This window comes from Corynebacterium nuruki S6-4, assembly GCF_007970465.1.
GTDB lineage: Bacteria > Actinomycetota > Actinomycetes > Mycobacteriales > Mycobacteriaceae > Corynebacterium > Corynebacterium nuruki.
This window is the reverse complement of the sequence record NZ_CP042429.1, coordinates 1,815,901-1,841,205: the sequence shown is the minus strand read 5'-3', so window position 1 is coordinate 1,841,205 and position 25,305 is coordinate 1,815,901. Positions and strand designations below refer to the sequence as shown.

At 70.2% G+C, this 25,305-nt stretch carries 28 protein-coding genes; 20 read left to right on the top strand and 8 right to left on the bottom strand.

Annotation, left to right across the window (positions count from 1 at the left end):
• Window positions 1-55 precede the first annotated feature (55 nt).
• The 3 genes from FSW06_RS08290 (at window position 56) to FSW06_RS08280 (ending at window position 1,449) form a co-directional block, all read left to right on the top strand.
• Window positions 56-673 carry a hypothetical protein gene (locus tag FSW06_RS08290; protein ID WP_010121230.1) on the top strand — a complete coding sequence of 206 codons (618 nt, stop codon included), beginning with the start codon at window positions 56-58 and terminating at the stop codon, window positions 671-673.
• Window positions 674-751: 78 nt separating this feature from the next.
• Window positions 752-1,234 (top strand): hypothetical protein, encoded by a 483-nt coding sequence (locus FSW06_RS08285; RefSeq protein ID WP_162829273.1) that lies wholly within the window; start codon window positions 752-754, stop codon window positions 1,232-1,234.
• Window positions 1,234-1,449, top strand: a complete 216-nt coding sequence (locus FSW06_RS08280; protein ID WP_010121228.1) for a hypothetical protein — start codon at window positions 1,234-1,236, stop codon at window positions 1,447-1,449. The genes FSW06_RS08285 and FSW06_RS08280 overlap by 1 nt, the downstream gene beginning before the upstream one ends.
• 28 nt (window positions 1,450-1,477) lie before the next feature.
• Here FSW06_RS08280 and FSW06_RS08275 read toward each other — a convergent pair whose 3' ends face one another.
• The 3 genes from FSW06_RS08275 to FSW06_RS08265 are packed head-to-tail and all read right to left on the bottom strand — an operon-like array spanning window position 1,478 to window position 4,337.
• Window positions 1,478-2,221 (bottom strand): ABC transporter ATP-binding protein, encoded by a 744-nt coding sequence (locus FSW06_RS08275; RefSeq protein WP_010121227.1) that lies wholly within the window; start codon window positions 2,219-2,221, stop codon window positions 1,478-1,480.
• Window positions 2,218-3,177: an ABC transporter substrate-binding protein gene (locus FSW06_RS08270; protein WP_010121226.1), complete on the bottom strand. Its 960-nt coding sequence runs from the start codon at window positions 3,175-3,177 to the stop codon at window positions 2,218-2,220. Before FSW06_RS08270 ends, FSW06_RS08275 begins: the two co-directional genes overlap by 4 nt.
• Entirely contained in the window at window positions 3,174-4,337 is a 1,164-nt protein-coding gene (locus FSW06_RS08265) for a FecCD family ABC transporter permease (RefSeq protein ID WP_010121225.1), read from the bottom strand. The genes FSW06_RS08270 and FSW06_RS08265 overlap by 4 nt, the downstream gene beginning before the upstream one ends.
• Before the next feature lie 327 nt (window positions 4,338-4,664).
• Between FSW06_RS08265 and FSW06_RS08260 the strand changes: the two genes are divergently transcribed.
• The 4 genes from FSW06_RS08260 to FSW06_RS08245 all read left to right on the top strand — a co-directional run bounded on the left by FSW06_RS08260 (window position 4,665) and on the right by FSW06_RS08245 (window position 8,647).
• The gene (locus FSW06_RS08260; RefSeq protein ID WP_139024511.1) at window positions 4,665-5,522 is read left to right on the top strand and encodes a hypothetical protein; all 858 of its coding nucleotides are present in this window, start codon (window positions 4,665-4,667) and stop codon (window positions 5,520-5,522) included.
• 52 nt (window positions 5,523-5,574) lie between these two features.
• Window positions 5,575-6,600: an MsnO8 family LLM class oxidoreductase gene (locus FSW06_RS08255; protein ID WP_010121222.1), complete on the top strand. Its 1,026-nt coding sequence runs from the start codon at window positions 5,575-5,577 to the stop codon at window positions 6,598-6,600.
• An 11-nt stretch (window positions 6,601-6,611) separates the two neighbouring features.
• Window positions 6,612-6,959: an ArsR/SmtB family transcription factor gene (locus tag FSW06_RS08250; protein ID WP_010121220.1), complete on the top strand. Its 348-nt coding sequence runs from the start codon at window positions 6,612-6,614 to the stop codon at window positions 6,957-6,959.
• Window positions 6,960-7,066: 107 nt separating this feature from the next.
• A complete protein-coding gene (locus FSW06_RS08245; RefSeq protein WP_010121219.1) occupies window positions 7,067-8,647 on the top strand; it encodes a PepSY-associated TM helix domain-containing protein in 1,581 nt (526 codons plus the stop codon).
• Between the two features lie 461 nt (window positions 8,648-9,108).
• Here FSW06_RS08245 and FSW06_RS08240 read toward each other — a convergent pair whose 3' ends face one another.
• Window positions 9,109-9,930, bottom strand: a complete 822-nt coding sequence (locus tag FSW06_RS08240; RefSeq protein WP_010121217.1) for an LssY C-terminal domain-containing protein — start codon at window positions 9,928-9,930, stop codon at window positions 9,109-9,111.
• Between the two features lie 131 nt (window positions 9,931-10,061).
• On the opposite strand from FSW06_RS08240, the gene FSW06_RS08235 reads away from it, so the two are divergent.
• From FSW06_RS08235 to FSW06_RS08200, 8 genes are all read left to right on the top strand, one after another.
• On the top strand, window positions 10,062-10,370 hold the full coding sequence (locus FSW06_RS08235) for an urease subunit gamma (protein WP_010121215.1): 309 nt from the start codon (window positions 10,062-10,064) through the stop codon (window positions 10,368-10,370).
• Complete coding sequence (locus FSW06_RS08230; protein WP_010121213.1) at window positions 10,367-11,140, top strand: hypothetical protein; 774 nt, start codon at window positions 10,367-10,369, stop codon at window positions 11,138-11,140. The genes FSW06_RS08235 and FSW06_RS08230 overlap by 4 nt, the downstream gene beginning before the upstream one ends.
• A gap of 31 nt (window positions 11,141-11,171) precedes the next feature.
• Window positions 11,172-11,549, top strand: a complete 378-nt coding sequence (locus FSW06_RS08225; protein ID WP_010121211.1) for an urease subunit beta — start codon at window positions 11,172-11,174, stop codon at window positions 11,547-11,549.
• On the top strand, window positions 11,546-13,282 hold the full coding sequence (ureC, locus tag FSW06_RS08220) for an urease subunit alpha (RefSeq protein ID WP_010121210.1): 1,737 nt from the start codon (window positions 11,546-11,548) through the stop codon (window positions 13,280-13,282). Before FSW06_RS08225 ends, ureC begins: the two co-directional genes overlap by 4 nt.
• Before the next feature lie 47 nt (window positions 13,283-13,329).
• Window positions 13,330-14,022: an urease accessory protein UreF gene (locus FSW06_RS08215; RefSeq protein ID WP_010121208.1), complete on the top strand. Its 693-nt coding sequence runs from the start codon at window positions 13,330-13,332 to the stop codon at window positions 14,020-14,022.
• 11 nt (window positions 14,023-14,033) lie between these two features.
• On the top strand, window positions 14,034-14,684 hold the full coding sequence (ureG, locus tag FSW06_RS08210) for an urease accessory protein UreG (protein WP_010121207.1): 651 nt from the start codon (window positions 14,034-14,036) through the stop codon (window positions 14,682-14,684).
• Window positions 14,681-15,706 (top strand): urease accessory protein UreD, encoded by a 1,026-nt coding sequence (locus FSW06_RS08205; RefSeq protein WP_010121206.1) that lies wholly within the window; start codon window positions 14,681-14,683, stop codon window positions 15,704-15,706. The genes ureG and FSW06_RS08205 overlap by 4 nt, the downstream gene beginning before the upstream one ends.
• 138 nt (window positions 15,707-15,844) lie before the next feature.
• Window positions 15,845-17,359 (top strand): HNH endonuclease signature motif containing protein, encoded by a 1,515-nt coding sequence (locus FSW06_RS08200; protein WP_010121205.1) that lies wholly within the window; start codon window positions 15,845-15,847, stop codon window positions 17,357-17,359.
• A 232-nt stretch (window positions 17,360-17,591) separates the two neighbouring features.
• Here FSW06_RS08200 and FSW06_RS08195 read toward each other — a convergent pair whose 3' ends face one another.
• Window positions 17,592-18,110 carry a DUF4333 domain-containing protein gene (locus FSW06_RS08195; RefSeq protein WP_010121204.1) on the bottom strand — a complete coding sequence of 173 codons (519 nt, stop codon included), beginning with the start codon at window positions 18,108-18,110 and terminating at the stop codon, window positions 17,592-17,594.
• Between the two features lie 460 nt (window positions 18,111-18,570).
• Between FSW06_RS08195 and FSW06_RS08190 the strand changes: the two genes are divergently transcribed.
• Together FSW06_RS08190 and FSW06_RS08185 are read left to right on the top strand one after the other, a co-directional pair.
• Window positions 18,571-20,280 carry a purine-cytosine permease family protein gene (locus FSW06_RS08190; RefSeq protein ID WP_040430389.1) on the top strand — a complete coding sequence of 570 codons (1,710 nt, stop codon included), beginning with the start codon at window positions 18,571-18,573 and terminating at the stop codon, window positions 20,278-20,280.
• 14 nt (window positions 20,281-20,294) lie between these two features.
• The gene (locus FSW06_RS08185) at window positions 20,295-21,053 is read left to right on the top strand and encodes an NAD-dependent deacylase (protein ID WP_010121199.1); all 759 of its coding nucleotides are present in this window, start codon (window positions 20,295-20,297) and stop codon (window positions 21,051-21,053) included.
• Here FSW06_RS08185 and FSW06_RS08180 read toward each other — a convergent pair.
• Window positions 21,046-21,624 (bottom strand): gamma carbonic anhydrase family protein, encoded by a 579-nt coding sequence (locus FSW06_RS08180; RefSeq protein WP_010121198.1) that lies wholly within the window; start codon window positions 21,622-21,624, stop codon window positions 21,046-21,048. The two genes, FSW06_RS08185 and FSW06_RS08180, sit on opposite strands and share 8 nt — an antisense overlap.
• A gap of 10 nt (window positions 21,625-21,634) precedes the next feature.
• Window positions 21,635-22,360, bottom strand: coding sequence for a glutamine amidotransferase-related protein (locus FSW06_RS08175; RefSeq protein WP_010121197.1), 726 nt, complete (start codon window positions 22,358-22,360; stop codon window positions 21,635-21,637).
• 118 nt (window positions 22,361-22,478) lie between these two features.
• Here FSW06_RS08175 and FSW06_RS08170 point away from each other — a divergent pair, with 118 nt between their 5' ends.
• Complete coding sequence (locus tag FSW06_RS08170; protein WP_010121196.1) at window positions 22,479-23,030, top strand: flavodoxin family protein; 552 nt, start codon at window positions 22,479-22,481, stop codon at window positions 23,028-23,030.
• A 30-nt stretch (window positions 23,031-23,060) separates the two neighbouring features.
• On the opposite strand, the gene FSW06_RS08165 is transcribed toward FSW06_RS08170, so the two are convergent.
• Window positions 23,061-23,393: a hypothetical protein gene (locus tag FSW06_RS08165; RefSeq protein WP_010121195.1), complete on the bottom strand. Its 333-nt coding sequence runs from the start codon at window positions 23,391-23,393 to the stop codon at window positions 23,061-23,063.
• A 66-nt stretch (window positions 23,394-23,459) separates the two neighbouring features.
• Here FSW06_RS08165 and FSW06_RS08160 point away from each other — a divergent pair, with 66 nt between their 5' ends.
• Entirely contained in the window at window positions 23,460-24,443 is a 984-nt protein-coding gene (locus tag FSW06_RS08160) for an NAD(P)H-dependent flavin oxidoreductase (protein WP_010121194.1), read from the top strand.
• Window positions 24,444-24,606: 163 nt separating this feature from the next.
• On the top strand, window positions 24,607-25,272 hold the full coding sequence (locus FSW06_RS08155; protein WP_010121192.1) for a hypothetical protein: 666 nt from the start codon (window positions 24,607-24,609) through the stop codon (window positions 25,270-25,272).
• Window positions 25,273-25,305: the final 33 nt, after the last annotated feature.

The window sequence follows — 25,305 nt, the reverse complement described above, 5'->3', positions numbered from 1 at the left end:
CGGGTGCGGTACAGTCCGGCACACCGGCAGGACCTGACCAGGAGAGGACGCCCGTATGACGAACGACTGGGGACGACCCCCGGAGGAACCCGAGGCCCGCCGCACCGGTACCGGACGCCGCGCGCTGGTCGCCGGAACGGCCGTGGTCGTCATTGCCGCGGCTGCTGTGGGCGGCTGGTTCTACCTCCGTGACGACGGGGATGACGGCGGGAATGCTGTGGCGGAACCGGTGTTCACCGAGCAGGTCCCCGCGACGTCGACCGGGTCCCCGACGGCGGCGGAGAACACCGTCACGACCGTGACCGTCCCGGCGCAACCGGAGACCCCGGCGACCCCCGCCGCAGATCCGGCACCGCGGCGCGAGGGCACTGCCTCCGGCCGGTCGGTCGGGAGCACGTGTGACGGTCGCGGCGTCCTCATCGTCAACTCCGTCATGAGCAACAGTCCCAGCTTCCAGCAGGAGATCGACACCGCCCTCGCCGAACATCCGGGGTCGAAGGCGCTCGGTCCGGGGACCTGTCCCTCGCTGCGCGCCCACGCCGACGGTGCGGATGTCTATGCCGTCGTCGTGGACTACGCTGACGACCTTCCCGGACTCTGCGCCGCCGCCGCGGCAGGGGGCGGCAACGCCCGACTGCTCAACGACGACACGTCGTACAGCTCCCCCTGCTGACAGGACGCCCTCGGCGACCCTGTTCCCACAGGTCACATCGTTAGGACACCGGCCGCCGCCGGTGCTACCGTGGATGCCATGTCCACAACCAGTCAGGTCGCTCCGGCAGCGCGCGCCGACGGCCACGCCGCGGCGGTGACGCCGGCTGCGCCTTCTGCGGCTCCTGCGGTCGCCGCGGCACCCGCTCCCCGGTCCCGCGCGGACCGGTTCATGCTGCGGATGCTGCGGATCGACCCGGCCACCGTCGACAAGATCGACACCGAGGATGTCCGGAAGGCGCACCGGGCGTTCCGGTGGGCCGTCGTGGTCTCCGCGGTGCGCTGCACGATCATGTACGTGATCATCCCGGTCCTCATCCCGATGCTCAGCGTGCTCGGGTCCATGGCCGCGCCGATCAACATCGGCCTGTGCCTGGTCGCCATGGGGAACGGCTGGTTGGGCGTCCGCCGGTTCTGGAGGACGGACCACCGCGGCAAGTGGGGGTACACGTGGTTCATGGCGCTGATCTACGCGATCAGCATCTGGACCATCATCCACGAGATCGTGAAGCTGGTGGCCTGATGAACAGTGGAAGCACCCGGGACGACAGTGCCCGCGACGAGTACCGCGCGGCGGTCGAGCAGCAGCGCATCGACGAGGCGCAGCAGGCCGAAGAGGAGCAGGCCCAGCAGGCCCGGCAGGAGATCCCCGGCGGCTCGCGCCAGGAGGTCATCACCCTCATCCTGTCCGCGGTGATGATCATCGGGCTGGTGCTCTGCACCTTCCTCTGGATGTAGCCGCGGCGCGGCACCGGGGGTGGTGCCGTCACAGCAGCAGGTGCAGCTCCCCGTCGATCTCCACCCGCTTCACCCGGACGCCGTACACCGGTTCCAGGATCTGCGGGGTGAGCACCTCGGACGGCGTTCCTGAAGCCACGGTCCGACCGTGGTCCAGCACCATGATCCGGTCGCAGTAGCGGGCCGCGAGATTCAGGTCGTGCAGCACCACCGCCGCCCCCGGCAGCTCCCGGACCAGGCGGAGCACCTCATGCTGGAAGCGGATGTCCAGGTGGTTGGTCGGTTCGTCGAGCAGGACGTGGCCGGTCTGCTGCGCCAGGGCGCGGGCGATCAGTGCGCGCTGCCGTTCCCCGCCGGACAGGACAGCGACATCGCGGGTGGCGAGTTCCTCCAACCCGACCGCGGCCAGGGCGTCCGACACGATGCGCCGGTCGGTGGCCCCGGTGCGTGCCGTGAATCCCTGGTGGGGCAGTCGGCCGAGGGTGACGAGATCGGCGACGCTCACCGGCGCGGTGGCGTCCGGCTGCTGGGCGACGACCGCGATGCGCCGGGCGATGTCGCGTCGCCGCAGGTCACGGAGTGGATGGCCGTCGATGAGCACGGTGCCGGAGGTTGGGGTGAGCGCACCGTGGAGGGTGCGCAGCAGCGTGGTCTTGCCGGAGCCGTTGGGGCCGACGAGTCCGAGGACGCCCTCGTCGGGCACGGTCACCGACACGTCCGCCACCGCGGTCGTCGCCCCGAACCGGACCGTCACCTCCTGTGCCTCGATCACGGGTGCCGCCCCAGGTAGTCGGCGACCTTCTCCACCCCGTCGACGGCCAGCGGTGTCGGCGGCTCCGCGTAGTTCAGCATGAGCGGCAGCACCCGCCCGTCGCGTCCGGCGGCGGTCCGGTCGATGCCGGGCAGGTCCCGGACGGCGGCGGTGACCGCGTCGGGGCCGTCCGGGCCGGAGTCCGTGGAGTGCAGCGCGATGATGACGTCCGGGTTCCGGTCGACGAGGTCCTCCGCGGTGACCTCGAAGATGCGGTCGGACTGGTCGGCGTAGATGTTCTGTCCGCCGGCGGCCTCGACGACGGGGGTGGCCATCGACCCGGCCCCGTAGGCGTAGGTCGTGCCGCCGCCGGGGGTGGGGTAGAGGACCGCGACGCGTGGCGAGCCGGGTGCCCTGTGCAGCGTCGCCAGCCGGTCCCGCAGCTCGGTGATGTAGTCGTCGGCCTGCTGCGGGCGGTCGAAGACGGTGCCGTAGAGCCGGATCTGGTCCCAGGCGTCGTCCCAGGTCGCGGGGCCTTCCAGGGAACCGCAGAAGGCGGGTTCCTCGATCAACGGGATGTGTGAGCTGGCCAGCGTCTGCGCGTTGACGGTGTCCGTCGCGCCGAGCACGAGGTCGGCACCGGTGGCGACGACCTCCTCCCGGCTGACCTGGACGTGTCCCTCCGGGTTGAGTTTGTCGGTGAGCGAGGGGACCGCCGCGAGCGCGCTGTTGGTCGCGTCATCGTAGTAGGTGGTGGGGAACACCCCGGCCTTCGTGTGCACCCGGTCGAGCACACCGAGGTGCTGCAGTGTCGGCACCGCGGCGGACTTCAGCAGTGTGACATTGTCCGGCGTGTGGTCGAAGGAGACCGTCGAACCGCAGTTGCGGACCTCGGTCGCGGCGTCCCCGTCGCTGCCGCAGGACGCCAGCCCCAGGCAGGACGCCGCCACCACGGTGACGGTGAAGGTCTTCCTCATGATGCCTCCCGGTGCATGCGGTGGACGAGCAGGAGCAGGAACGGTGCCCCGACCAGGGCGGTGATGATGCCGACCGGGATCTCCTGCGGGGCGAGCAGGGTGCGGGCGCCGATGTCCGCCCAGCACAGCAGGACCGCCCCCAGCAGGGCGGCGACCGGGGTGAGCGCACGGTGGCGTCCGCCGACGAGCCGTCGGGCGAGGTGCGGGACGACCAGCCCGATGAAACCGATCGCCCCGGCCATCGCGACGACCGCTCCGACGAGCAGGCAGGACAGGACCAGCAGTCCCAGCCGGAGCCGGTCGGGGCTGATGCCGAGGGTCAGGGCGGTGTCGTCGCCGAACTGCAGTGCGTCGAGCCGCGGGCCGAGGAGCATGAGGATGCCGGTGCCGAGCACGACCACCACCGCCACGGCGACGAGTGGTCCGGACCAGGACGCGAGGCCGAGGGAGCCCAGCAGCCAGAACATCACCGAGCGGCTCGATTCGGCGGAATCCGAGGCGAAGACGAGGAAACTGGTCAGCGCGGACAGCGCGTAACCGACGGCGACGCCCGCCATGAGCAGTCGGGTGGCGGTGAACCGTCCGGCGGCGCGCGCGACGCCGACGACGAGGCCGGACGCCACCAGTGCGCCGAGGAATGCGCTGGTCTGCAACGCATAGTCGCCGAGTGCGGCGGTCGCGCCGGTACCGACCCCCAGGGTGATGGCCGCGGCGGCCCCGACCGAGGCGCCGGAGGAGACGCCGAGGACGTACGGGTCGGCGAGCACGTTGCGCACCACCGCCTGCAGGATCACCCCGGCGACGGCGAGACCGGCGCCGACGAGGACGCCGAGGACGGTGCGTGGGGCGCGGATCGTCCAGATGACCGCGTCGTGCCGGGCGAGGTCGGTGGTGGTGTCGGTGCCGGTGCTCTGGTCAGTGCCAACCAGGTGGTGGCTGAGGATGCGTAGTGAGTCGGTGGGGGAGACGTGCACCGCCCCGAATCCGACGCTCACCACGACGGTCGCCAGCAGGACGACGGTCAGGAGGGTCACCCAGACGACGGTGCGCCGGGTGGTCGCCCGGTGACCGAGCGGGTCGGCGCTGTCGGTGGTGCGGGCGCCGCTGCGCCGGCCGGCGTCCGACCGCCTGCGGTGTCGGAGCTCGGCGAGGGTGGTCACCGCACTGACGGTACTGGCCGCCCACCATCGGTCGCACGTTCAATCGACCGTTTGAATGAAGGTTTTACCTGCGCGAAACACGACCCGGCCGCGGTTCGACACCCCAGGATGGTGGGACCGGGGTCAGACCGACCTGGGGCGTCGAGGTGCGGACATGCGGTGCGGTGTAATAAACGCGGGCCCCGAAACTATAGTCACGTCGTGACGTTTCAGAATACGAATAACCGTCCGGGTGAACCGTCAGGCGGAGAGGATGCGCCCCGACGGGCGACATCCGGTCAGGCCCGGACAATTATCGCGCTGCTCATCGTGCTCATCCTGGTGGTCGTGGCGATCGGGGCCTGGCTGATATGGGGACGCGGCGGGTCGGACAGATCTGACCGGGGAGCGTCGACCGGTGTGGCGTCCGCGGTGCCGTCTGAGGATCAGGCGACGGGGAAGGAAGAGCAACCGGAGATCGACTCGGTTGCCCTGCTGGAGAACGCCGGGGTGCAGAGCGTGAACCCGGCACCGGTGCCGGCGGCGGTCGATGCCTGGGGTGACTACGTGAAGAACCGGTCGTGGAGCGGGATGCTGCGCGTCTTCGAGGGCCAGGACGCGACACCGGTCACCGATGACGACCACTCCCGGTTCCCCGCGACGATGAACCACTGCGGCGTTGCGATGTACCTCGTGACGTTCCGCTCGGTTAACGAGGACGTCCTGCTGGGCACCCAGCTGCTCAATGCGGCGAACAACATCGACGCCAGTGAGACCATGTCGGACGGCTGGATCCTCACCACGAACTGTGACACTCCGCAGTTCGCGTTCAACAGCTCGACGGGCATCAGCAATCTCGGCGACGTGGTCTACGACGTCACCGAGTACCGCCAGTCCTCGGTCGCGGACCCGACTGCAGATTCCGCTGCAGCATCGGCCGATGTCCGGGGCGAAAGCACAGCGTCGGAGGTAGACGAGGGCGAGCCGTATGTCGTGGAGTGTCTTCAGGGGGTCCCCGGTCCTGCACGGTGGTCAGACGGAACCATGGCCTATGCGGAGGAATGTGCGAACACCCCTGAAGCCCAGAGATCAATTCGTGCGGAAGGGTTGTGCGGAGGGCTTTATGCCCCCGGAGATGTCTCCCGTGATGAATTTGAGGCCATCTGTCACCGTGCTCCTGTGTATCCCCCAGAGGATGCATCCTGACCTTCGGGTAGCGGCGCACCGGCGATCAGCCGACCGGGGCACACTGGAACCCGTGAAGTACTCCCTCGTCGAACTCGCCCCGGTCACCCCGGGCGGGACAAAAACCGACGCCCTGCACCGCGCGCTGGACGCCGCCACCGAAGCAGAACAGCTCGGCTACCACCGCATCTGGTACACCGAACACCACAACACCACCGCCTTCGCGTCGCAGGCCCCGGAACAGCTGATCGCGCTGGCGGCGTCCCGTACGGGGAACATCCGCATCGGCTCCGGCGCGGTGCTGCTCAACCACTACAGCCCGTACGCCACCGCCGAACGGTTCCTCCAGCTCGAGGCGCTGACCCCGGGACGCATCGACCTGGGGATGGGGCGGGCGAACTCCGGCCCGCCGGTCGATCTCGCCCTGGCCCGCACCCGGGACGCCCCGCTGCGTGACGACTACGCCTCCCAGGTCACCGAGATCATCGGCTACCTGCACCACGCGCTGCCGGCGGGGCACGATTTCGCCGCCCTCGACCCGACCCGCGGCATCGGCTCGGCCCCGCAGGCCTGGGTCCTCGGCTCGTCGGGGAACAGTGCGGCACTCGCCGGGCAGCTCGGCATCGGCTACGCCTTCGCCGGCTTCATCAACCCGAACAAGGTGAAGGTCGGACTGCGCCACTACCGGGAGAGTTTCACACCGACCCGGTTCGGTGCCGGGACACCGCAGGTCATGCTGTCGGTGAACATGGTGGCCGCGCCGACGGAGGCGGAGGCCCTGGAGCTCACGTGGCCGCACCGGGTGATGCGGAGCAGGACGTTCCACGGCCAGATCCCCACCGTCGCGGACGCCGCCGCGGCGCTGACCGACGGGGAGCGGGACGCTCCGGCCCACGTCAACGGTCTGACCCTCCCACCGGTGATCGCGGGGACGCCGGACTCGCTGCGGCGTCAGCTCGCGCCGGTGGTGGAACACTGCGGCATCACCGAGATCATGGTGCAGGACACGCTCGTGGACCCCGACCTGCGCAGCCGGTCGCGGGCGCTGGTCGCCGAGGCGCTGGCGGGACTGTGCGCGGAGGGCCGGCCCCCGCGCTAGAGTACGGACCCATGACCGGCAGTGATGCGCACACCCACGGCACCGGCGACGGGCCGCACACCGTGGCTGACCTGTGCGCCCTGTCCGACGACTGGTCCGAGACCTTCCGGCTGCTCGGGGACCCCACGCGGCTGCGGCTGCTCACCCTGCTGCACTACGAGGGGCCGGGGGCGTTGAGCATGTCTGAGCTGGCGGAGCGGGCCGGGGTGAAGCCCGCGACGGCGTCCGCGGCACTGCGGCTGCTGACCACGGCGGGCGTCATCACCGCGACCCGGGACGGGCGGATGATGCGCTACGCGCTGACCGATGAGCGGGTCCACCGGCTGCTGCACCACCTCGGCGGCACGCACGCGCACTGACGCCAGATCACCGGGAACTTTCCGGAGGGGTGGAACAGGGGTACGGGACGCCGCCGGTGTGGGGCGGGTGCGGGAACCGACGACCGCCGCGCCCCGACATATTCACCGTGACGATTTCAACGACATCCCCCTCACAACCTGACCCCGCTCCGGCGCCGACAGTTGGCCGGGCCCGACGCGGGACCGCGCGGCGGCGTCCGGACCGGCAGAGCAACCGGCTGCTGAAGCGACTCCACTTCTTCGCCGGGATCATCTGCGCCCCGCTGATCCTGGTCGCCTCGGTCACCGGCCTGCTCTACGCCTTCGCCCCGACCATCGAGAAGGTCGTGTACCACGACATGCTCACGGTGTCCGCCCCGGAAAACCCGGCGGATGCTGAACCGGTCAGCGACCTGGTCCGCACCGCCCGGGCCGAGCACCCGGACCTGCCGTTGGCGGGGGTGCGCCTCGGCAAACCCGACGAGACCACCCGCGTCCTGTTCAGTGACCCGGACCTGCCGGAATCCACGCTGCGGGCGGTGTTCCTCGACCCGTACACCGGGGAGGTGAAGGGCGACACCACCCAGTACGGCAGTTCCGCCTCCCTGCCGTTCCGCCAGTGGTTGTCCGACGGGCACCGGAAGCTGTGGCTGGGGGAGAACGGTCGGCTGTACTCGGAGACCGCGGCGAGCTGGCTCGGTGTGCTCGCCGTCGGCGGCGTGGCGATGTGGTGGACCAGGAACCGCAGTGTGAAGGCCATGCTGCGCACCGGCGGAAAGGGCCGCACCCGCACGATGCGGCGCCACGGGGCGACCGGCACGGTCGTCGCCGTGGGCATGGTCTTCCTCACCGTCACCGGGCTGACCTGGTCGTCGGTGGCGGGCACGAACATCGGCGAGTGGCGTTCGCAGCTGGACTGGGTGAAACCGACGGTCACCACGGAACTCGCCGGTATGCCGGACCCCACCCCTGATGCCGGGGCTGCCGGGGCTGCCGGGGCGGGGCCGCATGCGGGGCACGAGGGCCACCAGATGGCCGCCGGTGCGTCGACGGTCAGCGGACTGAACGCGGGAGCGGTCGACCGCGTCGCGGCGACCGCCCGTGCTGAATTCTCCGCCCCGTTGACGATCACCCCGCCGACCGCGGAGGGGGCGGCGTGGAGCGCCGCGGAGGACCGCGCCGCGTTCCGCTTCACCCTGGACGCCGTCGCGGTGGACTGGGCGACAGGCAAGGTCACCGACCGGGTCGACTTCTCCTCCTGGCCGTTCTTCGCGAAGGTCTCCGAGTGGCTGATCAACCTGCACATGGGACTGCTGTTCGGCTGGGTGAACCAGCTGGTCCTCGGGCTGCTCGCCGCGGCGATCATCGCCATGGTCGGCTTCGGTTACGCGATGTGGTGGAAGCGGCGTCCCCGGACCGGTGGTGCAGTGGTGGCGGGTGCCCCGCCGCGCGCCGGGTGGGGGCGTCCGACCCGGGGGACGCTGCTGCTCGCCGCGGTGCTGGTGGGGTACAGCGTCATCGCTCCGCTGTTCGGGATCACCTGCGCGGTGTTCCTCGTGGTCAGTGCCGGGTACGACCTGGTCAGGCGTGCCCGTGGTGCTGCTGTGACCGCTGGGCCCGGTATGTCCGCTGGGCCCGGCGTTCCCGGCGGGCCCGGAGCATCGCCGTCGAACGGGACCGCGTCCACGTCCGGGTCTCGGGCCCGCTGAGCGCGAGCAGGACGAGAATGTCGAGCGACAGGGTGAGCAGCGAGGTGTGCAGGGTGATGTGTTCCCCGCGGGCGAAGTAACCCACCGCGAAGACGAGGATGTTCACGGTGGTCCAGCACAGGATGAAGATGCGGACACCGTTCCAGCCCCGCCACAGCAGCCGGGCGATGAACGCGAGGATCACCGCCCACAGCACGTACAGGCAGACGACCACGGCGGCGACCCACACACCGTCGGGTTCGCCGTCGGCGTCCACGTCGGTGACGTCGTCCCACCGGATCACCGTCTCCACCGACCACAGCACGGTGCCGAGGATGCGCAGCACGAGGAACGCCATGCCCAGGTAGATGGCGTGGGGGCGGGGACCGGCCTCGACGGGGACCTCGACCGGTTCCTCGAAGGCGGAGAGGAACTCGCCGGCGGGGCGCTTGCCGGGTTTGTTGGCGGGCTGGTCCGGTGCATCAGTGGACACGGGGACGCACCTCCGCGAGGTCGAGGACGGGCAGACTGCCGTCGGTGCGGATCGTGTCGCCACCACCGTTTCTGGAGTGGTAGCCGGTGGTGAAGTCCTTCAGGACGTCCAGTTGCGCCCCGTCGTGGGACGCCATGACGGAGGTGACGACGAAATCGCGCTCCACGTCGATGTCGGCGTCGATCTTGTGGGTGACCTGGAGGGTGAACAGCGAGAAGCCGACCGCCCGGTCGAAGGTCGCGGCACCGAGCCAGTCGACGCGGACTCCGCCGGGCAGCAGCCAGCCGTCCGGGGTCCGCCAGAACCGCACGTGGTGGCGTTTGGCGGGGTTCCCGGCGACCTCCTGCTGGAAGGCGAGATCCTGCTGACGGCCGAAGAGGAACAGGGGGCTGACGGGGGCGGTGTTGTAGCTGCGGCGGGTGACCGTCGAGGTGATGATCCGCAACGACGACCGCAGATCGACCGGGTCCGCCGCAGTCCACCCCGCGTCATTCATGGCCTGCACGACCTGGTCCCGTGTCCCGAGCAGGGCGAGGTTGACCGGGTCACCGAGCAGTCCGTCGCTGGTCCGGGTCCGGCCGATGAAGTAGTCGGGCACGTAGAGGGTGGTGAGGATGCGGTGCAGCCGGGGGAGGGCGAGGTAGGCGATCATCACCCAGAACAGTGCGAGGTAGATGAACCCCGCCCAGCTGATGTCGAAGGTCTGGGTGAGCAGGATCCAGGCGAACCACACCGCGGCGACGGCGGCGAAGACGAAGAAGAACCGGTCAAGTGCCGCTGTCACGGAGAATCTGTGTCGGGCGCTCGTCATGACGGACAGTCTATCCCGGTGTATCACCACCCCCGCAGGTGTTTCAGGTCTGTTAAACACGGGCGGGGGTGCGCGTCTGCGGCGCCGCGTGCGGTTACCGTGGGGGCCACAACGCGGGAAGGACGCACATCGTGGAACTGACCCCCAGGGAGCAGGAGAAGCTCCTCATCTTCACGGCGGCGCAGGTCGCCCGTCGTCGGCGGGACCGTGGGCTGAAGCTCAATGTCCCGGAGGCCACGGCGCTGATCTGTGATGCCGTGATCGAGGCGGCGCGCGACGGCCGGACCGTGGCCGAGGCGATGGAGACCGGGACGCAGGTCCTCGGGCCCGACGAGGTGCTCGACGGGGTGCGCGGGATGCTCAGCCTGATCCAGGTGGAGGCCACGTTCCCGGACGGCACCAAGCTGGTCAGCGTGCATGACCCGATCGGCCAGGCATGAGCGGCGCGACGATCGCCGTCCTCTACGCGGGGGCGGAGGTCCCCGGCCCGGTGGCACTGGCTGCGGCGACCGGGGTGCCGGTGGTCACCGGTCCCCGGGATCTCGCCCCGTACCTGGAACAGGCCCGTTCGCAGGACGCCACCCTGGTGCTCGTCCCCGCCGGGACCGGCCGCGACCTGACGTCGGTCACCCAGGCGGCGCAGGCGCTGCAGTGGGCGCAGCGGTCGGGGGTCCGGGTGGTGCTCGGTCCGTCGCTCATCGACGCGACCCGGGCGATCGCCGAGTTGCGACGGCATCTGCGCGCCGTGGTGCCGGACCATGACGGGGTGCTGTTCCTCGCCCGGACCGTCGACCCGTTCGCGGACGCCGAGCTGGTGCGCCGGGTGCGTCTGGCCCGCCAGTTCTCCGAGGATCTCGAGGTCGAGGTGGCGTTCGAGGGGTCGTGGCCGGAGCCGGACGTGGCCCGCGACCGACTGCACCGGCTCGGTGCCCGGCAGGTCGCCGGGATCCGTGCGGACCTGGCGCTCGGGGAGGACGCCGGGACGGCGGAGCCGCTGTTCCGGGATGCTGCCCTGGCGACGGCGGTACAGCGGGCCGTGCACACCGCGGTCCATCTCGCCGGGGACCACCATGACGACGGCATCGCCGCGGGGCTGCTCGCCGACCACGGGACCGGGTTCGCCCATTCCCACGGCGACGGGGACGGCCACACCCACACGCACAGCCACAGTCATTCCCACGGCCACAGTCACACCCATACCCACCACTGACCACTCACCACTGACCACCAGGAGGAACGCGATGGACGTCATCGAACTCAACCCCGGCCGCCGCACCGCGACGTTGCGGGTGTCGAACACCGGGGACCGCGCGGTCCAGGTCGGGTCACACTACCACTTCTTCGAGGTCAACCCGGCCCTCTCCTTCGACCGGGCGGCGTCCTGGGGAATGCACCTGGACATCCCCTCCGGCCTGGCGGTGCGGTTCGAACCCGGTGACACCCGCGAGATCGACCTGGTGGACTTCGGCGGGCGCCGCGTCCTCCACGGTTTCGCCGGACTCACCGAGGGCGCCCTCGACGACCCGGCCGTGCGGGACGCCGCCTTCGCGGCGCTTCCCGGGTTCCTGCACAGCAATGACCCGTTCACGACCTCGACCGGTGAGGAGCAGAACCGATGAGCACGATCGACCGGTCCCGGTACCAGGAGATCTACGGTCCGACCACCGGGGACACCCTCCGCCTGGCGGACACGGACCTGACCGTCCGGATCACCACGGACTTCCTTGCGACCGCCTACGGCGACGAGTCCGTCTACGGCGGCGGCAAAGCCGTGCGCGACGGCATGGCCCAGGACCCGGCCGCGACGGCGTCCGGCCCCGGTGCGCGCGCCCTGGACACGGTGATCACCGGTGTGATCGTGCTGGACGCCGTGGCCGGGGTGGTGAAGGGCGACGTGGGCATCCGCGGCGGCCGGATCGTGAAGATCGGCAAGGCCGGCAACCCGAACACCCAGGACGGGGTGGACCCGGAGCTGGTCATCGGCCCCGGCACCGAGGTCATCGCCGGGGAACACCGCATCCTCACCGCCGGCGGGGTGGACTCCCACATCCACTACATCTCCCCGCAGCAGGCCGAACACGGTCTCGCCGGCGGCATCACCACCTTCTTCGGCGGCGGTACGGGCACGGCCGAGGGCACCCTGGGCACGACCTGCACCCCGGGGCCGGACGGGGTGCAGTTCATGCTGCGCGCCGCCGAAGGCATGCCGGTGAACACCGGCTTCCTGGGCAAGGGCTCCGGCGCCCTGCCGGCGGCGTTGGCCGAGCAGATCGTCGCCGGGGCGGCGGGCCTGAAGATCCACGAGGACTGGGGCGCCACCCCGGCGAACATCCGCACCGCGATGGACGTCTGCGACGAATTCGACGTGCAGCTGGCGATCCACACCGACACCCTGAACGAGGGCGGGTTCTTCGAGTCCACCGCCCGCGCCTTCGGCGGCCGGACCGTCCACACCTTCCACTCCGAGGGCGCCGGCGGCGGCCACGCCCCCGACATTCTGCGCGTGGCGGGTATGCCGAACGTACTGCCGGCCTCCACGAACCCGACGCTGCCGTACACGGTGAACTCGGTGGAGGAACTGCTGGACATGGTGATGGTCTGCCACCACCTGTCCCACGACATCCCCGAGGACGTCGCCTTCGCCGACTCGCGGGTCCGCGCCGAGACCATCGCGGCGGAGACCGTACTGCACGATCTGGGCCTGATCAGCATCTTCAGCTCCGATTCGCAGGCGATGGGCCGGGTGGGTGAATCCTGGCAGCGCGCGTTCCAGACCGCGCACCACTGCCGGGCCGAGCTCGGCGAGCTGGCGGAGGACGCCGGCCACGGCGACGACAACGAGCGCGTCCTGCGGTACGTGGCGAAGATGACCGTGAACCCGGCCATCGCCCAGGGCATCGCCGACCACGTCGGCACCGTCGAGCCGGGCAAGCTGGCCGACCTGGTGCTGTGGCCGGTGGAGACGTTCGCCGCCAAGCCCCGGCTGGTGCTGCGGCAGGGACGCATCGCCTACGCGCAGATGGGTGATCCGAACGCCTCCCTGGCCACCCCGCAGCCGGTGCTGTACCGCGACCAGTTCGCCAACTACGGCACGGCCCTGACCGGTACGCGGGTGACGTTCATGAGCCAGGCCGGGATCGACGCGGGCGTCCCGGAACAGCTGGGGCTGGCGTCCACGGTCCTGCCGGTGCGGAACACGCGCGGCATCGGCAAGAAGGACATGGTCCGCAACGACCGCACCGCCGACATCACCGTTGACCCGGACACCTACGAGGTGCGGGTCGACGGCGAGATCGCGACCATCGACCCGGCGGAACGCCTGCCCCTGGCGCAGACCTTCTTCCTGTTCTGAGTGACCTGATGTCTCCACTGCCCCCGATACTCCCGTTCCTGCAGGCCATGACCTACGCGGATTCCGCGTACCCGTCCGGGCGCTACACCCTGTCCCACGGTCTCGAAGGCCTGGTGCAGGCCGGACGCGCCGACGATGTCACCACCCTGCTGCTGGACCACCTGCGCTACACTGCCGCGCCGGGGGACGGCGTGGCGACCGCGGCGGCCGCCGGCGCGGGGTACGACGACCGGGACATGCTCGTCACCCTCGACCACGAGCTCTCGGCGACGAAGGTGACCCATGAACTGCGCCGGGCCTCCACCCGCGTCGGACGCCAGATGCTGCAGGTCACGACCGAGGTCGAGACCCGGCTGGGGACAGTGCAGCCCGAGCCGCTGCTCTCGTATGAGGCGGCGGTCGCGGCGAAGGAGACGCCCGGCAACCAGGCGGTCGTCGCCGGGCTGATCCATTCCTCCCACAATCTGACGCCCGCCGGGGCTGTGGCCACCGAACTCACCGGGCTGGCGGCCGGCTGGGCGGGGGCGGCGCTGCGGCTCCGTCGGTGCGACCACATCGACGCACAGGTGATGATCACCGCCGCGCACCCGGTCATCGCCGAGCTCGCCGACGAGTGTGCGGGTGTCGCCCGGGACCTGAGGGCGTCCGGCGAGTGGCGCCTGCTCGGCCGCGCCAGCCCCGGCTCCGACCTCGCCTCCGCCGCCCACGAGACGGCCCCCGCCCGCCTGTTCATGAGTTAGAAAGGACCACCATGACCTCCACGACTCCCGCCGCCCCCGATCCCGTGACCGGCACCGGATCCCCGCTGCGCATCGGCATCGGCGGCCCCGTCGGGTCCGGCAAGACCGCCCTCATCGAGGCGCTCGTCCCGTTGTTCGTCGGTGCCGGACGCCACGTCGGCGTGATCACCAACGACATCTACACCCAGGAGGACGCCCACCATGTCCGCCGCGAACTCGACGGCGTGATCAGCCCCGACGTCGTCATCGGCGTGGAGACCGGCTCCTGCCCGCACACCGCGGTGCGCGACGATCCGACGATGAACCTCATGACCGCCGCGGATCTCCTCGACGAGCACCCGGAGATCGACACGCTGTTCTTCGAGTCCGGCGGCGACAACCTCACCCTCACCTTCTCCCCGGCGCTGGTCGACGTCTTCGTCTTCGTGCTGGACACGGCCGAGGGACAGAAGATGCCGAAGAAGCGCGGCCCGGGCATCACCGAGTCCGACATCCTGGTGATCAACAAGACCGACATCGCGCAGTACGTGCGCTGTGACCTCGGCATCATGCATGAGGACGCCGTCGCGGTGCGCTCCGGTCGACCGGTCGTCCTCACCGACTGCCTGACCGGTGACGGTGTGGCGGAACTGCAGGAGCAGCTGGAGGGCTTCCGCGCGTGATCCCGGAGCCGCGCACCGACCGGAGCGCTGACCGGCGCACTGACCGGTGCACTGACCGGCGCACCGATGTCGACGCCTGCACCCCACCGGTGCCGTGGGAGATGCGTGGACTGTGCGACGAGGTCACGGCGTCCGGCGACGGGGTGCTTCCGGTCGGACGCCCCGGCAAGGTCGGCGTCCTGGATCTGTCCCTGGGCGTGGACGCTGACGGGACGACCGGGGTGACCGGCCGGTTCGTCAAGGCGCCGGTGCAGCTCACCAGGCCGCTCTACATCGACCCCGGAGACCCCGGTGAGGCGTTCGTCTATGTGCGGACAACCGGGGGCGGTCTGGCACAGAACGACCGGGTGCGGCAGAACGTGCGGCTGGGTGCGGGGGCGCGGGCGACGCTGACGACGCAGGCGGCGACGCCGGTGCACCGGATGAACGCGGGGCTGGCCACGCAGTGGGTCAGCATCGGGGTGGGGGAGAAGGCGGTGTGCGAGTACCTGCCCGGGCAGTCGATCCTGTTCGCCGGATCGCGACTGCTGCAGGTCACGGATGTTTCGCTGGCGGACTCGGCGACGCTGCTGGCGGCGGAGGTCGTGCTGACCGGCCGGCTGGCGCGCGGGGAGCGGGACCGCTACGACGCGTTCGGTCAGTGTGTCCGGGTGGAGCGGGCGGGGCGTCCGCTGCTGTCGGACACGCTGTGCGTGGTCGGAGCGGGGCAGGGGCGTTCGGAGATGCTGCTGTCCCGGTGGCCGGTGTGGGGCACGGTGCTCATTGTTCCGCCGGCGGAATGGGCTGGGGCGAGGGTGCGTGAGCTGCTGGAGTCTGTGAGGGGACTGCTGGTGGGGCTGTGCGCCGGGGTGGAGCCGACGGAGCTGACCGCCGCGGCCTCCACGATGGTCGGGGACGCCGGGATCACCGTCCGGGTGGCGGGGGAGGATCCGGTGGCGGTGCGGTCGGTCGTCGATGCGGTGCACGGTCACGCGCGGGAGGCGGTGCTGGGGCGGCCGGCGGTGGACCTGCGGCGGATGTGACTGTGGGGGTGCAGGGGGCGTGAGGTATTACCGGCAAAAATAAAGTCGGAAAAAGCCTTGCATTCGCAATCGAACGCACGTACCATCGAACACAGACATGAAAAACCGTCAGGGGCAGGGCACACAGGGGAGGACACCGTGACCACCACAACCGATACCGGCACCACAGGCACGACAGGTGTCACCGGACTGCAGGTGGGAAGTGTCGCCGACCTGACCGCCGCGGTTGACGCCCTCGGCGCCGCGGTCGACACGATCCTTGCCCAGGGCGAGCACACCTGGCAGCGTATTGGTACAGATGAGCGGGAACAGCTCTACCGCCGGATCGAGCAGGCCCGGCGGAAACTCTCCGCGGTCGACGCGGCGGTGGTCACCGGATTCCAGGCCGACCTGGTCATGCCGTGCGGGCCGCGGGCACCCCGCTGGCTCGTCGACCGGTTCGGACTGACCCACCGGGAGGCCAGGACCCGGGTCGGTGCCGCCGCCCGGCTGAGTACCACGGACACGACCAATCCTGCACTGGTGTGTGACGCGCACCTGCCGGCGTTGACCGCCGCGGTACACGCCGGGGTCCTGGACGCCGAACCGGTCGCCCGGCTCGACCGGCAGATCAGTGCCCTGCCGTCGGCGGTGCAGGACCGGGTCGCGGTGGCCGCCGACGCACCGGTCGTGGAACTGGTGCGCACCGCCGGCCCGGATGCGGTGGCGGGACTGCGCCCGTTCCTGCTGGGCATCGCCGGAGTCGACGAACCCTACACCGACGACGACCGGGCGCGGTTGCGTCAGGTGACCCTGGGCCGGCAGGGCGAGGATGGGATGACGCCGATCCGTGGGGCGTTGACCCCGGAGCTGGCGGCGGTGCTGCAGCGGCTGATGGCCGACCATGCGACCCCGGGCAGCCTCACCGGCACCACCGGCACTGACGACTCTGATGACTCTGATGAGTCTGTCGGTGATACGCGGTCGCCGGGGCAGCGGCGGCATGATGCACTGTTGGCTGCGGTGACCGCCGGCTACGGGCGGGGCTGTGAGCTGGTGCCGGGGCGGGGGACGACGACGATTGTCGCGGCGGTGACGTTGGAGCAGTTGGCGGCACGGTCGGGGTCGGTGGTCACCGATGCGGGGGTGCGGATGACGGTGGAGAATCTGGTGGAGACCTGTGATGCGCGGGATTTTTTCCTGCAGGTCATGGATTTCCACGGTCGGTCGTTGTATCTGGGCCGGTCGCGTCGGGTGGGGTCGGTGGACCAGTATCTGGCTCTGGTGGGTGAGGAGGGGATGGGGTTGGCCCCGGGTGCGGCGGTGCCGCCGGCGTTCTGTCAGATCCACCACATCACGTCGTGGTTGGCCGGTGGTGGCACGGATCTGCCGAATCTGACGTTGGTGGGTCCGGTGGCGCATGCCGGGGTTGATGATTCGCGGTCGGATCCGGCGCGGTGGCAGACGGTGCCGCCGCCGGTGGGGTCGCCGGAGCGGGTGCTGTGGATTCCTCCGGAGGGGGTGGATCCGGCGCGGGTGCCGGTGATCACGGTGCATCCGGACAGTTGGACGGTGCCGGGGCAGATGCTGCGGCGTGGGTCGCGGATGTTGGTGGGGTTGGTCGGCGGGGATTCACCGCCGGTGGGGGACCGGCCGCCGCGGTTGACCGGGTGAGAACCCCGGGTGAGAGCCCCGGGCGGGCGGTCCGGGGTTGGTGGTCCGGTGGGTGCGGTGTGTTACCGCGGTCGCGGTGTCCCCTTTGAGGGGGGATACGTGATCCGCGGCGCACAGCCATGCCCACACCACGTGCAGCCGGGAGTCGCACCGCAGCCTGCTGCAGTCAGCCGCAGTCGGATGTGGCAGGCTGCAGCCATCCGCTGCCTGCCGTGGCACCGGCCGTCCCTGATCAGGCGACGTCGCCCACCCAGTCGGGTTCGGGGATGATGTCCGCCTCGGTCTGCCAGCTGATCTTCGGATCGTCGGTGTCGGTCTCGATCAGAGTGACGTTCAGCTTCTGCCAGCCCGCCTCGGTCTTGACCGCGCACTCCTGGGTGGCGTTCTCCTCGACGGCGAGGTCACCCTTGCAGGCGAGCTGGTCAGGTTGGACGCCGGACTTCTGCTGGACATCGTTGGAGAGGAAGTCCTCGAGCTTCGACTTCTCGAAGGTCTGACTGCCGGCGGATCCGGCCTCGTCGGTGGCGTCGTCTGTTGCTCCGGCGGAAGCTCCGGTAGAAGTTCCGGTGGGGGCGGCGGATGCCGAGGTGCCGGCCCCGGCGCTATCGGACGAGGGTGCCCGGCTGGTTGTCGACTGTGCGGTGGTGTCTGTGGAGCTGTCGCCGTCATCAGACGAACAGCCGGTGAGGCTGAGGGCAAGGGCGCACACGGGGACTGCGAGGACAGTGATGGTTTTACGGGAGAAGCGCATGAGCGACCTTTCGGGATACGACAAAGAGTATTAGAACATTATGTAAAGCGTTGTGAATATTACCCCTGGAAACTGCCGATCGATCGGTCGGGGGTGCCGACAAGGGCAGGCGGTCACGAGGGGAGCGCCGACGCCGGCTCCTCGATGCACAGCGGCCGGACGCCGACCTGCAGGACGCCGCCCGGGTTGCCCGACGGGTCTCGCGGAGCTGTCCGTGAAGTCGAGCAGGAATCGCACTGAACCTCGGTTCGCCCGGATTCATGATCGACTTTCCGGATCAGCGGAGTCGGCATCGTCCGGTCAGGCGTGGTCCGTCGCCGACGAGCTGCCGCCGACCTGCACAGTCCCACGCCAACTCACACGCCCGTAACCTGGGACGCCGGGTGAACAGCACTAACTCACAGAAGCGAAACATCCGCGGTCAACCGCAGGAAACACGGCCTCCATAGCGTTGCCGGACATGACACCTCCAGTGGACACGCTCCAGCAGACCGCACCGGCCGGCACGGCGTCCGGCACCGGACCCGGCACCCCGCCCGCCTCGGCCGTCGACGGTGCCGCACCCGTCGGCACCGAGGATTTCTCGCTGCGTTTCGCCCCACGGCACTACCGCAAGTGGGGCCCCGCCGCCGTCGCGGCCAGCGCCCTCGGCGGTATCGCCTACCTCGCCGACTTCTCCATCGGCGCGACCATCGGTGTCGAGCACGGCACCGTCAACGCCATCGGCGGCGTCCTCATCGCCGCGGTGCTGATCTTCGTCTCCAGCTTCCCGCTGGCCTACTATGCCGCCCGCTACAACGTCGACCTCGACCTCATCACCCGCGGCTCCGGCTTCGGGTACAAGGGCTCGATCATCACCAACCTCATCTTCGTGTCCTTCACCTTCATCCTCTTCGCCACCGAGGGGGCGATCATGGCCCAGGGCCTGAAGGTGGGTCTGAACGTGCCGTTGTGGGCCGGCTACGCGATCAGCTCCCTGATGATCATCCCGCTGGTCATCTACGGCATGAAGCTCCTGTCGAAACTGCACTCCTGGACCAACCCGCTGTGGCTGGTGATGATGTTCGTGCCCCTGATCGTGCTCATCATCCAGGAGCCGTCCTCGGTCGGTACGTTCCTCGACTACACCGGTGAGGACGACAAGTCCGTCTCCTTCGCCGCGATGATGCTCGCCGCCGGAGTGTGCCTGTCGCTCACCGCCCAGATCGCCGAGAACATCGACTACCTGCGCTTCATGCCCCCGAAGACCGCGGCGAACCGACGGAGCTGGTGGGCCGCGGTCATCTGCGGTGGTCCGGGCTGGGTCGTGCTCGGTGCGACGAAGCAGATCATCGGCATCTTCCTGGCCGTCTACATGATCTCCGTGCTCGGCCAGGGCACCGACATCGCCGTCGAGCCGGTGAACCAGTTCATGTCCGAGTACCGGCAGATGATGCCCGGCTGGCTCGCCACCACCCTGGCGGTGGTCCTGGTGGTCATCTCCCAGATCAAGATCAACACCACCAACGCCTACTGCGGCTCACTGGCCTGGACGAACATCTACTCCCGCTCGTTCAAGAAGTACCCGGGCCGGGTCTGGTTCGTGCTCTTCAACGTCGGCATCTCCCTGGCGCTGATGGAGTTCAACATGTTCAGCGTCCTGAGCTTCGTGCTGAGCTTCTACTCGAACCTCGCGATCGCCTGGATCTTCACCGTCGCCGCCGACATCGTCATCAACAAGTACCTGCTGGGCCTGTCGCCGAAGGTGCCGGAGTTCCGCCGCGGCATGCTCTACGACTGGAACCCGGTCGGTATCTCCTCGGTGGTGCTGTCCGGCGGCATCTCGGTGGCGATGTTCTTCGGAGCCTTCGGCGACGGCATCGCCGCATTCTCCCCGCTGTTCGCCGCGGTCATCGCCGTGGTCGTCACCCCGCTGGCCGCGCTGGTGACGAAGGGCCGCTGGTACCTGCGCCGCAGCAGTGACGGTATCGGGATGCCGATGTTCGACGCGGACGGCAACCCGGTCGATGACCGTCTGACCTGCGCGATCACCGGCGAGTCTTGCGAGCGCCCGGACATGGTCGCCTCCGCGGTGCCCGGCCCCGACGGGGAGACCCGGTACGTCTCTTCCCTCGCCCTCACGCTGGACGCCTCGGGCGAGCACGTCCTGCCCGCCGACCCGCCGAAGTAGTTAGGCTCGGGGTCGTGTCTCCCCACATCCCCGATGACCTGCAGGACGCCCTATCCGCGGCGTCCCGCGTCGAAGTGTTCACCGGCGCCGGCATGAGCGCCGACTCGGGCCTCGACACGTTCCGGGACGCCACGACCGGTCTCTGGACCCACGTCGACGCGCAGGCGATGGCGTCCCTCGACTCCTGGCGCCGCGACCCCGACCCGATGTGGGCCTGGTACCTGTGGCGGGCGCACAAGGCCCGGTCCGCCGCCCCCAACGCGGGTCATCTCGCCGTGGCCCGCTGGCAGCGCGCCCTGGACGGCCACCTCCACGTCACCACCCAGAACATCGACGACCTGCATGAACGCGCCGGCTCCACGGACGTCTCCCACCTGCACGGCAGTCTGCTGGCGTTCCGCTGCTCGGTGTGCGACCGCCCCGCCCCGGAGCCGGAGCTGCCGACGGAGCCGGTCGAACGGCTGACCCCGCCGGCGTGCGCGTGGTGCGGTGGCCCGGTGCGTCCCGGCGTGGTGTGGTTCGGGGAGGCTCTGCCGGAGAAGGACTTCAGCGAGGCGGAGGCCTCGATGCTCGGCTGCGACCTGGTCGTCATCGTCGGCACCAGCGGGGTGGTCTACCCGGCGGCAGGGCTTCCGGTGCTGGCCGCGCGGCGCGGTGTCCCGGTCGTGGAGATCAGTCCCGCGGCGACCGATCTCACCCCGCTGACCACCTGGTCACTGCGGACCACCGCCGCGGTGGGACTGCCGGCGCTGGTGGCCGCCACGGTCAGTTGAACCGCACCTCGTCGAGCGAGAGGGCGTCCGCCGCGGCGACCTGCTGAGTCGCCAGGTCGACGTAGCCGGCGGCGTGGGTGATCAGCCCGGCCTGCTCCTCCTCGGACAGTTCCCGCCGGACCTTCGCCGGCAGTCCGGCGGCCAGCACCCCGGCCGGGATCTCCTGGCCCTCCAGGACGACCGCCCCACCGCCGACGATGCTGCCCGCACCGATGACCGACCGGCTGAGCAGGGCGGACTGCATCCCGATGAGTGTCCCGTCACCGACGGTGCAGGCGTGGACCAGTGCCTGGTGACCGACGGTGACATCGTCGCCGAGGATGGCGGGGCTGTCCGACTCGGTGTGGACCACCGAATTGTCCTGGATGTTGGTGCGTGCCCCGATACGGATCTTCCCGACATCGGCGCGGACCACCACCCCGTAGAAGACGGAGGAGTCCGGTCCGATCTCGACGTCACCGATGAGCACGGCGTTGGGGGCGACGTAGGCCGATTCGTGGACCCGCGGCACCTTCCCGTTGAAGGGGAGGATGAGCGGGCCGGTGGTGCGGGGCAGCTGGAAAGCGGTCATGTTCCCCACGTTAACCAATCTCGCCGAGCTCCCGCAGCCAGTCGAGCACGAGGTCCTGCGACAGGCCGGACAGCTCTGACCCGTAGCGCACGGTCTCCTCGCGGAACCGGTCCAGGTCCTCCGGGCCGTATCCCAGGGCGTCCAGTTCGCCGACATGGCCGAGGAACCACTGTTCGATCCGGGCGGGGTCGACCTCCGCGTGGAACTGCAGTCCGAGGGCGTACCGGCTGCGGAAGGCCTGGACGGTGGAGTAGTCGTCGGAGGCCAGCCGTTCCACCCCGTCGGCGGCGGCCTTCTCACCGACCGGCAGGGAGATCGAGTCCCCGTGCCAGTGCAGCACGGGGTGACCCGCCAGTGACCGCAGCGGACTCTCCGCCCCCGCCGGGGTCAGCTCCACCGGCGACCAGCCGACCTGCATCGGACCGGTGCCGGGCAGTACCTCGCCGTCGAGGGCGAGGGCCAGCAGCTGGGCGCCGAGGCACACGCCCAGCACGGGGCGTCCGGTGGCCAGCCGGGACCGGATCAGGTCGACCTCGTCGGCGAGGCAGGGGAAGCGTGGGTCGGTGGCGTTGACCGGCCCGCCGAGGACGAGCAGGAGATCGGCGTCGAGGAGTTCGGGTCCGGCGGGCGGGAATCCCGCGCCGACGTCGACGTAGGTGGGGTGGAGGACATCGTCCCAGAGGCCGGCGTCCTCGAAGGCGACGTGGCGCAGTGCCACGGTGGTGAAAGCGCTCATGTGTTCACGGTACGTGGATCGGCGGGACGGCGCAGTCCGGACGCTGCCCGGGTGCAGCTACCGTGCAGCTACCGTGCGGACGGGTGCGCGGCACGCGATTCCGCGCAAGGATGGGGGCATGTCCTACCTGCTCATCGTCCACCACAGTCCGACCGACAAACTCCGGGGGATCGCGGCACAGGTCCTCGCCGCCGCCCGGGACGCCGCCGAGGAGGTGAACACGGAACTGCCCGAGGCGCTGCGCCTCGAGGTCCGGGAACGCAACGCGCTGGAACCCGACGTCGCCGAACTACGGGACGCCGCCGCGGTGATTCTCGGGACCACCGCGAACTTCGGATATATCTCCGGTGCCCTCAAGCACTACTTCGATTCGACGTTCATGCAGCTCCAGCCTCCGGCGGAGGGGACGGTGCCCGCTGACGGCGGGTCGGGGACGCCGACGGGGTACGACGGCGTGCTCGGCGCGGCGAAACTGTTCAGCTACTGGATCCGCGGCGGGTACGACACGACCGGGGCCGTGAAGGCCATGACCGCCATCACCGGCGGCTACGGCTGGACGCTCGCCGCCGAACCGGTGGTGTTCACCGGAGAGGTGGAGCCGCACCACGACGAGCTGCGGGCGATGGCCGAGAATGTCGTGGGTGCCTGGTTCGCGACGGTGACGGAGTAGGCGGCGCAGCCGGCGTCACCGGAGCAGCCGCTACTTCTTCGGCTTCTTCACGTCGGAGAGGAAGTGCGCGGCGGCGGCCATGCCGGTCGTGACGGTGATGACCGACGGCCAGGCGCCGATCTTCTTCGCCAGCGGGTGGGAGAGGCCGAACGCGCCGAGGAAGCCCGCGGTCAGACCGACGGCCAGCGGTGCGCCCCCCTTGGCCACCCAGGAGCGGTTCGCCCAGCCCAGGGCGGCGACCATCGGGACGGTACCGAGCGGGCGGATGCCGGTCTCCCGGGCGGTCAGCCAACCGCCGACCAGTCCGAGGGCGGAGAGGGCGGCGGTATCGACGTCATTGGCGTTCTTCAGGGTCATGTCCATGGTTGCCAGACTACCCGCGTGCACACCGGTAGACTCGCTGCCGGACGGGAAAGGAGATGATCGTCCATGTCGGTACTCAGCACGCGACTGACCCGGATGTGGGGATGTGATCTGCCGGTCATCGGCGCCCCCATGGCGGGACGTGCCGGTGGGGAGCTGGCCGCCGCCGTCAGTGCCGCGGGCGGGCTCGGGATGATCGGGGTGGGGGCGGCGACCTCACCGGAATGGATCCGGGAGAACGCGGAAACCGCCGGGACCGCGGGGGCCGCGGGGGCCGGCGGGAACTTCGGGATCGGCCTGATGGTCTGGAATCTGGCGGAGCACCCGGAACAGTTCGAGGCGGCGGTCGCGGCGGATCCGACGGTGCTGTCACTGGCTTTCGGTGATCCGGCCCCGTGGGTGCCGGAGGCGCACCGGGCGGGCATCAGCGTGGTCGCGCCGGTGAACACCATGCCGCAGGTCCGGGAGGCGCTGGCCGCGGACGTCGACGTGCTCTGCGTCCAGGGCACGGACGCCGGGGGGCACACCGGCCGGGTCGGGACGATGCCGTTGATGCAGCAGGTCCTCGACTATGTGGCGGTCCAGGCGCCCGGGGTGCCGGTCGCCGTCGCCGGCGGGATCGCGACGGGGCGGGGGCTCGCCGCCGTCCTCGCCGCCGGTGCGGACGCCGCCTGGATCGGCACCGCCCTGCTGGCCTCCTCCGAGTCCCTCGGTTCCGGGGAGCTCAAGGACGCCGCGGTGGCGGCCCGCGGCCGGGACACCGCCCTCACCGGGATCTACGACCGGGCGGAACAGGTGGCGTGGGACACCGGCACCTGGCCGACCCGCACGGTCCGCAACGGTTTCGTCGACCGCTACGCCGGTGACCGGGACGTCACCGACGGGGAACTGGTCGCGGCCCGGGCACCCGGCGGCCCCTACGCCGATGACCTGAAACTCCACGCCGGGCAGGCGGTGGGCATGGTGCTGCGCCGCGAACCGGCGGCGGAGACGGTGCAGCGGATGGCCGCGGACGCCACGCGGCTGCTCTCCCGGTACGGGGGCGCCTGACCGTTCCGGCGGTATCTGCGGTTGCGGCAGTTTCTGCACTGTCCGCGGCATCCGGGGTACGGTCGGGGACATCATGCCTGTGACTACATGGACCACAGAGAAGACAGAGCAGACAGAGAAGACAGCGGGCGCGGATCCCGCTGACCCTCCCCAACCCCGGTGCATGGGGGTCGACCTCACGGTCACCCCGTGGCTCTACCCGGGACGCTGGCCCGCCCGGCCGGGGACCCTCACCGCCGAGGGGTGGTTCCCCGGCGACGTGGGACTCGCCCAGGTCGGGCTGGACGGTGACCGGGTTCCCGTCGTCGCCGTCGGATCCAACGCCTCCCCGGGGGTGATGCAGGTCAAGCTGCGCGACCACGGGGTCTCCCAGACGGTGCCGTTCCTCCGGGCCTCGGTCCCGGACACCGCCACCGCCTTCACCGCCCACATCAGCCCGCGCGGCTACATCGCCGCCGCCCCGGTCCGCCGGGTCGGCGAGGAGAACTCGATGTGGGTCAGCTTCCTCGACGCCGACCAGCTCGCCGTCGTCGACGACACCGAGGAACCGAACTACGTCCGGGAACATGTCGCCGACCCGGTCACCCTGTCCACCGGTGAGGTCCTCGAGGGGTACGACATCTACCGCAGTGCCTGGGGACTCATCCCGGAACTGCCGTTCGCCCGCAACCAGCGGGCCGTCCTCACCCACCTGCGGTCCTTCTTCGACGTACCGTCGCTGCCCGCCGGGAACGCCGAGGCGGTGGTACGGGCACTGTGGGACGACCGCGTACTGGCGGAACAGGTCTCCGCCGAACTGCACGGCCTGGCCGTCACCGACGGCTACTGAGCGGCGTCCTGTTGCCGTCGGCGCGCCCGGCGT

What these genes read in the sequence shown, in the direction of transcription:
- FSW06_RS08290 (WP_010121230.1), top strand. Translation starts at nt 56, where the DNA reads ATGACGAACGACTGGGGACGACCCCCGGAGGAACCCGAGGCCCGCCGC.
- FSW06_RS08175 (WP_010121197.1), bottom strand. Translation starts at nt 22,360, where the DNA reads ATGAGCGCTTTCACCACCGTGGCACTGCGCCACGTCGCCTTCGAGGAC.
- FSW06_RS08240 (WP_010121217.1), bottom strand. Translation starts at nt 9,930, where the DNA reads ATGACGAGCGCCCGACACAGATTCTCCGTGACAGCGGCACTTGACCGG.
- FSW06_RS08190 (WP_040430389.1), top strand. Translation starts at nt 18,571, where the DNA reads ATGACACCTCCAGTGGACACGCTCCAGCAGACCGCACCGGCCGGCACG.
- FSW06_RS08215 (WP_010121208.1), top strand. Translation starts at nt 13,330, where the DNA reads ATGACCTACGCGGATTCCGCGTACCCGTCCGGGCGCTACACCCTGTCC.
- FSW06_RS08280 (WP_010121228.1), top strand. Translation starts at nt 1,234, where the DNA reads ATGAACAGTGGAAGCACCCGGGACGACAGTGCCCGCGACGAGTACCGC.
- FSW06_RS08165 (WP_010121195.1), bottom strand. Translation starts at nt 23,393, where the DNA reads ATGGACATGACCCTGAAGAACGCCAATGACGTCGATACCGCCGCCCTC.
- FSW06_RS08270 (WP_010121226.1), bottom strand. Translation starts at nt 3,177, where the DNA reads ATGAGGAAGACCTTCACCGTCACCGTGGTGGCGGCGTCCTGCCTGGGG.
- ureG (WP_010121207.1), top strand. Translation starts at nt 14,034, where the DNA reads ATGACCTCCACGACTCCCGCCGCCCCCGATCCCGTGACCGGCACCGGA.
- ureC (WP_010121210.1), top strand. Translation starts at nt 11,546, where the DNA reads ATGAGCACGATCGACCGGTCCCGGTACCAGGAGATCTACGGTCCGACC.
- FSW06_RS08285 (WP_162829273.1), top strand. Translation starts at nt 752, where the DNA reads ATGTCCACAACCAGTCAGGTCGCTCCGGCAGCGCGCGCCGACGGCCAC.
- FSW06_RS08170 (WP_010121196.1), top strand. Translation starts at nt 22,479, where the DNA reads ATGTCCTACCTGCTCATCGTCCACCACAGTCCGACCGACAAACTCCGG.
- FSW06_RS08195 (WP_010121204.1), bottom strand. Translation starts at nt 18,110, where the DNA reads ATGCGCTTCTCCCGTAAAACCATCACTGTCCTCGCAGTCCCCGTGTGC.
- FSW06_RS08155 (WP_010121192.1), top strand. Translation starts at nt 24,607, where the DNA reads ATGGGGGTCGACCTCACGGTCACCCCGTGGCTCTACCCGGGACGCTGG.
- FSW06_RS08160 (WP_010121194.1), top strand. Translation starts at nt 23,460, where the DNA reads ATGTCGGTACTCAGCACGCGACTGACCCGGATGTGGGGATGTGATCTG.
- FSW06_RS08250 (WP_010121220.1), top strand. Translation starts at nt 6,612, where the DNA reads ATGACCGGCAGTGATGCGCACACCCACGGCACCGGCGACGGGCCGCAC.
- FSW06_RS08225 (WP_010121211.1), top strand. Translation starts at nt 11,172, where the DNA reads ATGGACGTCATCGAACTCAACCCCGGCCGCCGCACCGCGACGTTGCGG.
- FSW06_RS08230 (WP_010121213.1), top strand. Translation starts at nt 10,367, where the DNA reads ATGAGCGGCGCGACGATCGCCGTCCTCTACGCGGGGGCGGAGGTCCCC.
- FSW06_RS08180 (WP_010121198.1), bottom strand. Translation starts at nt 21,624, where the DNA reads ATGACCGCTTTCCAGCTGCCCCGCACCACCGGCCCGCTCATCCTCCCC.